10 protein-coding genes are annotated in these 11,400 nt (G+C 67.3%); 1 reads left to right on the top strand and 9 read right to left on the bottom strand.

Annotated features, from left to right (window positions below):
- Nucleotides 1-281: 281 nt before the first annotated feature.
- From recO to rpoE, 9 genes are all read right to left on the bottom strand, one after another.
- Nucleotides 282-1,001 (bottom strand): DNA repair protein RecO, encoded by a 720-nt coding sequence (recO, locus tag QRO93_RS20060; protein ID WP_053450479.1) that lies wholly within the window; start codon nt 999-1,001, stop codon nt 282-284.
- A gap of 18 nt (nt 1,002-1,019) precedes the next feature.
- Nucleotides 1,020-1,916 carry a GTPase Era gene (era, locus tag QRO93_RS20055; RefSeq protein ID WP_005410599.1) on the bottom strand — a complete coding sequence of 299 codons (897 nt, stop codon included), beginning with the start codon at nt 1,914-1,916 and terminating at the stop codon, nt 1,020-1,022.
- Nucleotides 1,913-2,593: a ribonuclease III gene (gene rnc, locus QRO93_RS20050; protein WP_008267764.1), complete on the bottom strand. Its 681-nt coding sequence runs from the start codon at nt 2,591-2,593 to the stop codon at nt 1,913-1,915. Before rnc ends, era begins: the two co-directional genes overlap by 4 nt.
- Entirely contained in the window at nt 2,583-2,966 is a 384-nt protein-coding gene (locus tag QRO93_RS20045) for a DUF4845 domain-containing protein (RefSeq protein WP_006462472.1), read from the bottom strand. The genes rnc and QRO93_RS20045 overlap by 11 nt, the downstream gene beginning before the upstream one ends.
- 52 nt (nt 2,967-3,018) lie before the next feature.
- Nucleotides 3,019-3,813 carry a signal peptidase I gene (gene lepB / locus QRO93_RS20040; RefSeq protein WP_180880303.1) on the bottom strand — a complete coding sequence of 265 codons (795 nt, stop codon included), beginning with the start codon at nt 3,811-3,813 and terminating at the stop codon, nt 3,019-3,021.
- Nucleotides 3,814-3,867: 54 nt separating this feature from the next.
- Nucleotides 3,868-5,661 carry a translation elongation factor 4 gene (gene lepA / locus QRO93_RS20035; protein ID WP_040007303.1) on the bottom strand — a complete coding sequence of 598 codons (1,794 nt, stop codon included), beginning with the start codon at nt 5,659-5,661 and terminating at the stop codon, nt 3,868-3,870.
- A 180-nt stretch (nt 5,662-5,841) separates the two neighbouring features.
- A complete protein-coding gene (locus QRO93_RS20030; RefSeq protein WP_180880301.1) occupies nt 5,842-7,377 on the bottom strand; it encodes a DegQ family serine endoprotease in 1,536 nt (511 codons plus the stop codon).
- Nucleotides 7,378-7,451: 74 nt separating this feature from the next.
- The gene (locus tag QRO93_RS20025; protein WP_180880335.1) at nt 7,452-8,333 is read right to left on the bottom strand and encodes a sigma-E factor negative regulatory protein; all 882 of its coding nucleotides are present in this window, start codon (nt 8,331-8,333) and stop codon (nt 7,452-7,454) included.
- A gap of 8 nt (nt 8,334-8,341) precedes the next feature.
- Nucleotides 8,342-8,962 (bottom strand): RNA polymerase sigma factor RpoE, encoded by a 621-nt coding sequence (gene rpoE, locus QRO93_RS20020; protein ID WP_006462516.1) that lies wholly within the window; start codon nt 8,960-8,962, stop codon nt 8,342-8,344.
- A gap of 235 nt (nt 8,963-9,197) precedes the next feature.
- Here rpoE and QRO93_RS20015 point away from each other — a divergent pair, with 235 nt between their 5' ends.
- A complete protein-coding gene (locus tag QRO93_RS20015; RefSeq protein ID WP_006462517.1) occupies nt 9,198-11,261 on the top strand; it encodes a 3-hydroxyacyl-CoA dehydrogenase NAD-binding domain-containing protein in 2,064 nt (687 codons plus the stop codon).
- The last annotated feature ends 139 nt before the right edge of the window (nt 11,262-11,400 follow it).

The following is an 11,400-nucleotide window of genomic DNA, read 5'->3' as shown; positions in this document are numbered from 1 at the left end:
CGTGGATGCTTTTCGATTCCAATTCGAAATATTCGATTCCGATGGAAATTCATCCACGCATGGCGTGGATCTACTGCAGATTGCGGAAATCTGTCGAAGGCGGGGTGGGTCCGGTTGCGGGAGTGTCTGCGGCATGGATGCCGCGGCCAAGCCCCCATGGATGGGTTTACGGCGTCTCCCGCAACCGGCCCCACCCCGCCTACCCACGGATAGCCAGCTTTTGCAGTTGACGTTGACGTTGATTCGGCGGGTGCAGGGCTGCAAGCCCTGCCGGACACCCCTCAACGCCTGGGGGCGAGCTGCTCGAGCAGTTCCCAGGACTTCAGGCCTCGCGGCCCCAGATGATGGGCCAGTACCCGCCGCATCGGCAGCCGCAGGCTGGCCAGATCGGCCGCCTCGGGCTCCTCGTCGGCGGCAAGCGCCAGCAGCGCCGAGCCTGTGGCCGCCGCCTGGCGCTCGCCGCCACGCTCGCTCAGCAGCCGTTGCGGCCCTTCCTGCGGGTCCAACGCATAGCGTGCAGCCGGGTCGACCGGCTGGCCGTCGCTGGCGCTGTCCAGTTCGAAACCCAGGCCCAGCGCCGACAGCAGTTCGCGTTCGAAACGACGCAGGGTCCAGGCCAGGCCGGCACCGACCGCCAGCCGCGCGCGTGCCTCACCGTAGGCGAGGTACAGCTCCGGCAACGGGTCCTGGCGAGGGGCCAGGCGCAGGGTCAGTTCACTCAGGTAGAAGCCGGCCAGCATCGCCTGGCCAACCAATCGCGGCGCGGCATCCAGCGCCTCGGCAGCGCGCAGTTGCGCCAGTTCACCCCGCTGCTGGGCACTGAAACGGATCCACTGCAACGGCTGCAGGGCGGCGCGCAGCACCTGCCCCTTCGCCGTTGAAACACCGCGCGCGAGCAGGCCGATGCGGCCATGCTGCGCGCTCAATACCTCCACCAGCAGGCTGGTCTCGCGATAGGCCCGTGCATGCAGCACGAAGCCGGTGTCGTCCTCGATCATCATCGAAGCGACCGTCGCGGCTTACTCGTAGCCGAAGGCCTTCAGCGCGGCCTCGTCATCGGACCAGCCTTCACGCACGCGCACCCAGGTTTCCAGGAACACCTTGGCCCCGAACAGGCGCTCCATCTGCAGGCGGGACTTGGCACCGATCTCCTTCAGGCGCGCACCACCCTTGCCGATCACGATGGCCTTCTGGCCTTCGCGCTCGACCCAGATCACCGCACCGATGCGCAGCAGGTTGCCGTCTTCGGTGAAGCGCTCGATCTCCACCGTGGTGGCGTACGGCAGTTCTTCGCCGAGCTGGCGCATCAGCTGCTCGCGCACCAGTTCGCCAGCCAGGAAACGCTGGCTGCGGTCGGTGATCTCGTCCTCGCCGAACATCGGCGGGGCTTCCGGCAGCAGCTTCAGCACGTCGCGCACCAGCGCTTCCAGGCCATTGCGCTTCTGTGCGGAAATCGGATGCACGGCGGCGAAGTCGCGGCCTTCGGTCACCTGCTGCAGGAACGGCAGCAGCGCGCCCTTTTCCTTCAGGCGATCGATCTTGTTGACCACCAGCACCACCGGGATGCCGGCATCGCGCAGCACGTTGAAGGCCAGGCTGTCTTCTTCGTCCCAGCGCCCGGCTTCGATCACCAGCAGGCCGGCGTCGACGCCTTCCAGCGAGCCACGCGCGGCGCGGTTCATCACCCGGTTCATCGCCCGCTTCTGCACCTTGTGCAGGCCGGGGGTGTCGACCAGCACCAGCTGGCCTTCCGGATACGTGGCGATGCCCAGCAGGCGATGGCGCGTGGTCTGCGGGCGGTTGGAGACGATGCTGACCTTGGCGCCGACCAGGGCATTGGTCAGGGTCGACTTGCCCACGTTCGGGCGGCCGATGACGGCCACACTGCCGCAATGATGGGGAGTTTGTTCGCTCACTTGGAATCCAGTTGTTCTAGGACGGCCGCAGCCGCCTGTTGTTCGGCAAGCCGCCGCGAGGCGCCTTCGCCCTCGGTGCTGGCGGCCGGGTCAGCTACGTTGCAGCGTACCCGGAAGTGTTTGGCGTGGTCGTCACCGGATTCTGACACCAGTTCGTACTGCGGCAACGCCTTCTGTCGGGCCTGCAGCCATTCCTGCAGGCGGGTCTTGGGGTCCTTCTCGGGCCGGCCGGAGGCCGGCAGTGCCTCGATCGAAGCGCTGAACCAGGGCAGTACCACCGCCCGGCAGGCCTCGAAACCGGCATCCAGGTAGATCGCGGCCACCACCGCTTCCACCGCGTCGGCCAGGATCGAGTCGCGGCGATGACCGCCGGACTTCATTTCGCCAGGGCCCAGCGTCAGCCGCTCGCCCAGCTCCAGGCTGCGCCCGATCACCGCCAGCGCGCCTTCACGCACCAGCTCGGCGCGGGCACGGGTCATCGCGCCTTCGTCGGCCTTGGGCCAGCGCCGGTACAACGCCTCGGCCGCCATCATGTTGACGATGCTGTCGCCGAGGAACTCCAGGCGCTCGTTGTGCGGCGCACCCGCACTGCGATGGGTCAGCGCCTGCTTGAGCAGGGCCGCATCGCGGAAGGGATGACCGATCAGGTCGCCACGTTGGATGAATTTACTGGGCACCGCTTCGTGTCAGGTCCTGGGAAGAATCAAAATTGCCAACCACATCGAGGTTGCCGATCAGCGGACGACGTACTTCGTAGTTGACCTTGAGGGTCCAGCCGTTGTCGCGACGATCGAACTTCACATTGGCCGGCTTCACGTTGTCCGAGTAGTTGATGTACAGGCGCTTGAAGAACAGGTCCTGGATGCGGGCCGGCTCCATGTTGCCCACGCCCGGCTCGTTGGCCAGGCTCTTCATCGCCGAGCGCACCGCGTAGTACTCCTGGTACATCGGGAACAGCTTCATGCCGATGTAGAGGAAGAAGCCAACCACGATCAGGACCGTCAGGAACGAGGTCAGGGTCATGCCGCGCTGCGTGTTCATCGTCTTCATTGCGTTCTCCCCAGATACGCGTTGGATGTGAAAATACTCAGGTGATGCCCGATCAGTTGATGCTCGAGCCGATCCGCGACGGCTCGAAGCCATCCTTGCAGAACCAGCCCTGGCAGTTCAGCCAGATCAGGAATGCCTTGCCGCGCAGGTTTTCCTCCGGCAGCAGGCCCCAGAAACGGCCGTCATCGCTGTTGTCACGGTTGTCGCCCATCACCAGGTACTTGCCGGCCGGCACGGTCCACTGGCCCTGGCCACGCGGATACTCGGTCTCCAGCACGGTATGGGTGCGGCCCGGCAGGTGCTCGACCAGCAGGTTGGCGCCCTCGCCCTGGCCCTTGTGGCCGGCATAGATGCCCTTGTTGTCGTACTTCAGCGGCTCGCCATTGAGGATCACGCCGTCGCCTTCAAAGACGATGGTGTCACCCGGCACGCCGATCACGCGCTTGATGAAGTTCTCGCCCTTGGCCGGGTCGTTGTCGCTGTGGCCGGGGAAGTGGAACACCACCACGTCGCCACGCGACGGCTCGCCGAACGGCACGATCTTGGTGTTGCTGATCGGCAGGCGCAGGCCGTAGGAGAACTTGTTGACCAGGATGAAGTCGCCGATCAGCAGGTTCGGCATCATCGAGCTGGACGGGATCTTGTACGGCTCGGCGATGAAGCTGCGCACGATCAGCACGATCGCCAGCACCGGGAAGAACGCACGCGAGTAGTCCACCAGCACCGGCTCGGAATCGAGCAGGCCCGCACGCTGGGCGCGGCGCTTGGCGAGGTACAGCTTGTCCGCGAGCAGGATCAGGCCCGAGGCCAGGGTCAGCACGACCAGGAGGATCTCAAACAGTTTCATTCAGGGTCCTTTGCAACGTCACCAGACGACCGGCCCGCAGGGGCCGGTGCGGGCTTACTTGTTGTCCATCTGCAGCACGGCCAGGAACGCTTCCTGCGGGATTTCCACGCGGCCGACCTGCTTCATGCGCTTCTTGCCTTCCTTCTGCTTTTCCAGAAGCTTCTTCTTGCGCGAAACGTCGCCACCATAGCACTTGGCCAGCACGTTCTTGCGCATGGCCTTGACCGTGGTACGGGCGATGATCTGCGAGCCGACCGCGGCCTGGATGGCCACGTCGAACATCTGGCGCGGGATCAGGTCCTTCATCTTCTCGCACAGCTCGCGGCCGCGGCGATCGGCATGGCTGCGGTGCACGATCAGCGACAACGCATCGACCTTGTCGCCGTTGATCAGCACGTCCACACGCACGAACGGGCCGGCGTCGAAACGCACGAAGTGGTAGTCCAGCGAGGCATAGCCACGGCTGACCGACTTCAGCTTGTCGAAGAAGTCCAGCACCACTTCGGCCATCGGCAGCTCGTAGCTGATCTGCACCTGGCTGCCCAGGTAGTTGATGCCGATCTGGCTGCCGCGCTTTTCCTCGCACAGCTTGATGATGTTGCCGATGTACTCCTCGGGGGTGAGCACGTTGGCACGGATGATCGGCTCGCGGATCTCCTCGACCTGATTCACCGGCGGCAGCTTGGCCGGGTTGTCCATGTTGATGATCGAGCCATCGGTCTTCAGCACCTCATACACCACCGTCGGTGCGGTGCTGATCAGGTCCAGGTTGTATTCGCGCTCCAGGCGCTCCTGCACGATCTCCATGTGCAGCATGCCGAGGAAGCCGCAGCGGAAGCCGAAGCCCATCGCCTCGGAGCTTTCCGGCTCGAAACGCAGCGCGGCATCGTTCAGGCGCAGCTTGTCCAGCGCTTCGCGCAGGTCCGGGTAATCCTCGGCGTCCACCGGGAACAGGCCGGCGAACACGCGCGGCTGCATTTCCTGGAAGCCCGGCAGCGGCTTCGGTGCCGGGTCGCCGGCCAGGGTCAGGGTGTCGCCGACCGGCGCGCCGTGCACGTCCTTGATGCTGGCGGTGACCCAGCCCACTTCACCGGCACGCAGCGCCGGCAGCACCTTGCGCTTCGGCGTGAACACGCCGACGTTGTCGACCTGGTGGTTGCGGCCGGTGGACATCACCTGCAGCTTGTCACCGGGCTTGATCTCGCCCTGCATCACGCGCACCAGCGAGACCACGCCCAGGTAGTTGTCGAACCACGAGTCGATGATCAGCGCCTGCAGCTTCTCGGTGTCGCGCGGCGTCGGCGGCGGGATGCGGTGCACGATCGCTTCCAGCACGTCCTGCACGTTCAGGCCGGTCTTGGCGCTGACCGGCACGGCGTCAGAGGCGTCGATGCCGATCACGGCCTCGATTTCGGCCTTGGCGCGCTCGATGTCGGCGGTGGGCAGGTCGATCTTGTTGATCACCGGCACCACTTCCAGGCCCTGCTCGACCGCGGTGTAGCAGTTGGCCACCGACTGCGCTTCCACGCCCTGGGCGGCATCGACGACCAGCAGCGCGCCCTCGCAGGCGGCCAGCGAGCGGCTGACTTCATAGGAGAAGTCGACGTGGCCCGGGGTATCGATGAAGTTCAGGTGGTAGGTCTGCCCGTCCTTGGCCAGGTACGGCAGCGACACCGACTGCGCCTTGATCGTGATGCCACGCTCGCGCTCGATCGGGTTGGAGTCGAGCACCTGCGCTTCCATCTCACGGGCCTGCAGGCCACCGCAGAGCTGGATGATGCGGTCGGCCAGCGTGGACTTGCCGTGGTCGACATGGGCAATGATGGAGAAGTTGCGGATGTTCCGCATCGAATCAGAAGACATAGGTGGCGGCGGCGCGCGGCGTCGTCAGGGTAACGGTCGATTATCGCATGCCCGGCGCCTCGCCGCGAAAACGGCCTCGTCGGGCCGGCCCGGAACGGCCGAAGCCCCGCCGGGGCGGGGCTTCGGGGTAGATGGCAGCCGCCGCAGCAGCGGCCCAGACAGGCCTTACTGGCCGGCCTTCACCGCCACGAACGCGCTGTTGCCGTTGCCGGTACGCACCAGCAGCATCACCACATCGTCCTTCTTGTAGCTGGACAGCGCGCGGTTGAGGCCATCCACGCTGCCAACCGGGGTGCGCCCGACCTGCAGGATCACCATGCCCGGAGACAGGCCGGCATCACGCGCCGCCTGGCCCTTGACCCCGGTGATGCGCACGCCCTCGTTGCCGTCCAGGCCGAACTGCTTGCGCTGCGGCGCGGTCAGGTCGCTGACGTCCAGGCCCAGCAGGGCATTGGCCCCGGCCTGCGGCGCCGCATCGGGCTTGGCCGTGGCGGCGGCGCGGGCACTGCCCTGGCCATCTTCACTGAGCGCGGTGAGCGTTGCGCTGAGGTCGCGCGGCTTGCCATCGCGGATCACGCCGAGGGTGACCCGGCTGCCCGGCGCCATCGCACCGATCAGCGGCGGCAGGTCCGACCAGCTGTTGACCGGGCTGCCGTTGACCGAGCGCACCACGTCGCCGATCTGCACGCCGGCCTTTTCGGCCGCACTGCCGGGCACGATCTGGTTGACCAGTGCACCGCGGCTATCCGGCAGGCCCAGGCCCTGGGCCTTCAGCGAATCGATCGGTTCGACCACCGCGCCCAGCTGGCCACGGGTGACCTTGCCACTCTTCTTGATCTGCTCGACCGCGCTCATCGCCAGGTCGATCGGGATCGCGAAGCTGATGCCCATGTAGCCACCGGAGGCGGAGAAGATCTGCGAGTTGATGCCGACCACTTCACCGCGGGTGTTCAGCAGCGGGCCGCCGGAGTTGCCCTGGTTGATCGCCACATCGGTCTGGATGAACGGCACGTAGCGCTGGTCGGCGCCACCGGTACTGCGGCCCAGCGCACTGACGATGCCCGCGGTGACCGAGTGATCGAGACCGAACGGCGAGCCGATCGCGACAACCCACTGGCCCGGCTTCAGGGTGTTGGAATCCCCCACGCGCACGGTCGGCAGGTTCTTGCCGTCGATCTTCAGCAGGGCCACGTCGTACTGCTGGTCGCTGCCCACCACCTTGGCGTTGAACTCGCGGCTGTCACCCAGCTTCACCTTCACCTCGCTGGCATCGGCCACCACGTGGTAATTGGTCAGCACATAACCGTCAGGCGAGATGATGAAACCCGAGCCCATGCCGCGGCCCTTGATGCTGGGACCGCCATCCTGGCCACCCGGGCCCTGCCCCGGCATCGGGAAGTCCGGGCCGAAGAAGCGGCGGAAGAACTCGGGCATGTCATCGTCGCCGCCCATCGGGCCCCGCGAGGCCTGGCGGTTGTTGCGCACGATGGTGGTGTCGACGTTGACCACGCCCGGCCCGACCTGTTCGACCAGGTGGGTGAAGTCAGGCAGGCCGGTGACCAGCGGCTGCGCGGGCGCCCGCGGCGCCGCAGCCGGCGCGGGCTGGGTCTGCGCCGCAGGCGCCGGCGCCTGGGCGCAGGCCATCAAGGGAAGGGTCAGGGCCAGCAGGCCGATGGCCTGCGTGCGGAGTCGGGGAGTCATCGGACGGCAACCTCCGGATCGGGTGGAAAGAGGAATACGGGCCCCGCCGACGGCGGGGCGTGAAAGCGCCCGGCTCAGTCGCGCGGGCGCGGCGGCACCGGCAGGTCATCCTGCAGGCGCGGCTCGAACGGGTAGAACGCAGCACCACCGGCGTGGGCCGGGAAGCTGGCATTGAGCGCGCCACCGGCAGCGGGGGCCAGGCTGGAGCGGGGCCACGGTCGCGCCTGCAGTGCTCCCACCTCGCCAAACGGCAGGTTGCGGCTGGCGTTGGCCGGCACCGTCGGGGTCAACGGCGCCTGCGCGGCGGCCACCGCACGCTGCGGGCTGTCATCACGCTGGGCGACGCGCGCGGCCTGCTGGCTGCGGGTCGCGCTGGCGCGACGGCTGTCCTGGCGGCGGCTGGCCGCGGCCATTGCCACCGCCGGCGCAGCCGCCACGGCCATCGCTGCGGTATCCACCGACGCCTCGGTGACCGCAGCCGGGCCGCTCGGCGCCGGCGCCAGTTCAGCCTGGCTGGCGATCACCTGCGGTGCCAGCGGCTCGCCGGGGGCGGCCTCCTGAAGCTTCTCGCCGCCCATGAACAGGGCCACGGCAGCGACCGAGGCGGCCAGTGCGGCACCACCGCCCCAGGCCCGCCAGCCGCTGCGACGCGCCTGGCGGCGCGGCTCGGCCTGCGGTGCCGGTTCGGCCGCGATGGCAGCCGCCACGGCGGCACTGAAGCCGGCCGGGGCCAGTGCCGGGGCCTGCCCGCGCATCACGTCGCCCAGCAGCTGCCAGCGTTCCTGGCAACCCGCCAGCTCCGGATCATGCTCCATGCGGCGCAACAGGAAGCGCGCTTCATCGGCGCCCAGCTCGCCGTCGACCAGGGCCGACAGCTGTTCGCGGTGGCGCTGGTCCAGGCGCTGCCCGGCAGGGGATTGATGGTTCTGCGATTCGTTGAACGGATTGCTGGTCAGATTGCTGGTCATACGCGGCTCTTCTCACGGGTGGCGCTGCCGATGTCCAACAGCGGCCGGAGTTCGGTGTCGATCGCCTCGCGCGCCCGGAAGATCCGTGAACGCACGGTGCCGATCGGGCACCCCATCTTCTGCGCGATATCCTCGTAGCTCAGGCCTTCCACCTCGCGCAGGGTGATCGCCAACCGGAGTTCCTCCGGCAGCGCGTTGACGGCCTTCATCACCGTCTGTTCCAGCTCCTGGCGCATCAACTCGCGTTCGGGCGTGTCGGTATCGCGCAGGCGCGTACCGCTGTCGAACTGTTCGGCGTCGCCGATGTCGATGTCATCGGTCGGCGGCCGTCGATTGTGTGAAGCCAGGTAGTTTTTGGCGGTATTCACGGCGATTCGATGCAACCAGGTTGAGAACTGGGCATCACCACGGAAACTTCCGATCGCGCGGTACGCACGGATGAAAGTGTCCTGGGCGACGTCCTGACATTCGCTCCAGTCGGCGATGTAGCGACCGACGAGGGCCACGACCCGATGCTGGTACTTGCGCACCAGGACATCGAACGCCGCGCTCTCACCGCGCTGCACACGCCGGACCAGTTCCAGATCCAGCTCCTGTGGTGTATCAACCTCGGCCATGAGGGGCCGCACTCCTGTCAGCCCAACCGACGTCGGGCAATGAGACTGCCAATCCCGGGAAAAGTTCAGTCGCCGATCACCCGGCGCCGCACCAGCTTTTAACCACCGTTCCGTTAGCGTCCCGGTCCACGGCCATGGATCCGGGGTCGCCACTCCCCTGCTATTGGGATTTGACGCGGGGGAAACAACCTCTGGATCATAGCCGCTTCTCCATACACAACCGGATGGAACGTCCATGCTTTCAGGCTTCGATGGTCTCCGCTTCAGCCACTGGCACCCCGAGATCCGCGACGACGGCGTGGTGGTTCTCTCCCTGGATCGTCAGGACAGCAGCGTCAACGCGATGTCGCAGGACGTGCTGCTGGAACTGGGCGACCTGCTTGAGCGCATCGCGCTGGACCCGCCGAAGGGCGTGGTGATCCAGTCGCTGAAGAAGGCCGGCTTCATCGCTGGCGCGGACCTGAAGGAATTCCAGGAATTCGACCGCCGCGGCACCGTCAATGATGCAATCCGCCGCGGCCAGGCCACCTACCAGAAGCTGGCCGAGCTGCCCTGCCCGACCGTGGCGGCCATCCACGGCCACTGCCTCGGCGGCGGTACCGAGCTGGCGCTGGCCTGCCGCTACCGCGTGGCCTCCAATGACAGCAGCACCCGCATCGGCCTGCCGGAAACCCAGCTGGGCATCTTCCCGGGCTGGGGCGGCAGCGCGCGCCTGCCGCAGCTGGTGGGCGCCCCGGCGGCGATGGACATGATGCTGACCGGCCGTACCCTGTCGGCCTCGGCGGCACGCGGTATCGGCCTGGTCGACAAGGTGGTTGCGCCGGCGGTCGTGCTCGACACCGCCGTCGCGCTGGCGCTGTCCGGCACCACCCGTCCGTTCAAGCAGCGTGCGCTGGCCTGGGCCACCAATACCTGGCCGGCACGCCAGCTGCTGGCGCCGCAGATGGTCAAGCAGGTCGCGCGCAAGGCCAAGAAGGACCAGTACCCGGCGCCGTACGCGCTGATCAGCACCTGGCAGCGCAGCGGCGGCAAGCCGATCCAGGCGCGCCTGGATGCCGAACGCCGCGCAGTGGTGAAGCTGGCCAGCACGCCGACCGCGCGCAACCTGATCCGCATCTTCTTCCTGACCGAGCGCCTGAAGGGCCTGGGCGGCGGTGATTCCGGCATCCGGCACGTGCACGTGGTCGGTGCCGGCGTGATGGGCGGCGACATCGCTGCGTGGGCCGCCTACAAGGGCTTCGAAGTGACCCTGCAGGACCGCGAGCAGCGATTCATCGACCCGGCCATGGAGCGTGCGCAGGCACTGTTCGCCAAGAAGGTGCGCGACGACAGCAAGCGCCCGGCGGTGGCCGCGCGCCTGCGTGCCGACCTGGACGGCAACGGCGTGGCCGAGGCCGATCTGGTGATCGAGGCCATCATCGAGAACCCGGAGGCCAAGCGTGCGCTGTACCAGACGCTGGAGCCGAAGATGAAGCACGACGCGTTGCTGACCACCAACACCTCGTCGATTCCGCTGGTGGAACTGCGCGACCACATCCAGCGCCCGGCGCAGTTCGCCGGCCTGCACTACTTCAACCCGGTGGCGCAGATGCCGCTGGTGGAAATCATCCATCACGACGGCATGGCGCCGGAAACCGAGCGCCGCCTGGCCGCGTTCTGCAAGGCGCTGGGCAAATTCCCGGTGCCGGTGGCCGGCAGCCCGGGCTTCCTGGTCAACCGCGTGCTGTTCCCGTACATGCTGGAAGCGGCCACCGCGTATGCCGAAGGCATTCCAGGCCCGGTGATCGACAAGGCCGCGGTGAAGTTCGGCATGCCGATGGGCCCGATCGAACTGATCGACACCGTCGGCCTGGACGTGGCCGCCGGTGTCGGCCGTGAACTGGCGCCGTTCCTGGGCCTGCAGATTCCGGCGGCGCTGCAGACGGTGGAACCGGACAAGCGCGGCAAGAAGGATGGCCAGGGCATCTACACCTGGGAGAACGGCAAGCCGAAGAAGCCGGACGTGGCCAGCGATTACCAGGCCCCGGCCGACCTGGAGGACCGCCTGATCCTGCCGCTGCTGAACGAAGCAGTGGCCTGCCTGCACGAAGGCGTGGTGGCCGATGCGGACCTGCTGGATGCCGGCGTGATCTTCGGTACCGGCTTCGCACCGTTCCGCGGCGGTCCCATCCAGCACATCCGTGCGGTGGGTGCCGATGCGATCGTCGAGCGGCTGAAGGCGTTGCAGCAGCGCCATGGCGATCGTTTCGCGCCGCGCCCGGGCTGGGACAACCCGGCCCTGCGCGAACCGGTGGTGTGAGTTGATCGGCCGGGCCTGCGGCCCGGCACCCGCTGGATCAAAAGCCAAAGCCAGAGCCGGAGCAACAGCCGGCTCTGGCTTTTCTGTTTGGGTGGGTGGGGAGGTGTCGGATTGCGGGGACGCCGTGAACCCATCCATG

Origin of the sequence: Stenotrophomonas maltophilia group sp. Smal17 (assembly GCF_030237045.1) — a bacterium.
In the GTDB taxonomy this organism is placed as follows: Bacteria; Pseudomonadota; Gammaproteobacteria; order Xanthomonadales; family Xanthomonadaceae; genus Stenotrophomonas; species Stenotrophomonas forensis.
Note: the sequence above shows the minus strand (reverse complement) of the source record. Positions and strands in the feature narration are given on the sequence as shown.

Excerpts from the sequence above, each read along its gene's own strand:
- lepB (WP_180880303.1), bottom strand. The coding sequence starts at position 3,813 with ATGAAACTGTTTGAGATCCTCCTGGTCGTGCTGACCCTGGCCTCGGGC.
- QRO93_RS20015 (WP_006462517.1), top strand. The coding sequence starts at position 9,198 with ATGCTTTCAGGCTTCGATGGTCTCCGCTTCAGCCACTGGCACCCCGAG.
- QRO93_RS20045 (WP_006462472.1), bottom strand. The coding sequence starts at position 2,966 with ATGAAGACGATGAACACGCAGCGCGGCATGACCCTGACCTCGTTCCTG.
- QRO93_RS20030 (WP_180880301.1), bottom strand. The coding sequence starts at position 7,377 with ATGACTCCCCGACTCCGCACGCAGGCCATCGGCCTGCTGGCCCTGACC.
- lepA (WP_040007303.1), bottom strand. The coding sequence starts at position 5,661 with ATGCGGAACATCCGCAACTTCTCCATCATTGCCCATGTCGACCACGGC.
- rpoE (WP_006462516.1), bottom strand. The coding sequence starts at position 8,962 with ATGGCCGAGGTTGATACACCACAGGAGCTGGATCTGGAACTGGTCCGG.
- recO (WP_053450479.1), bottom strand. The coding sequence starts at position 1,001 with ATGATGATCGAGGACGACACCGGCTTCGTGCTGCATGCACGGGCCTAT.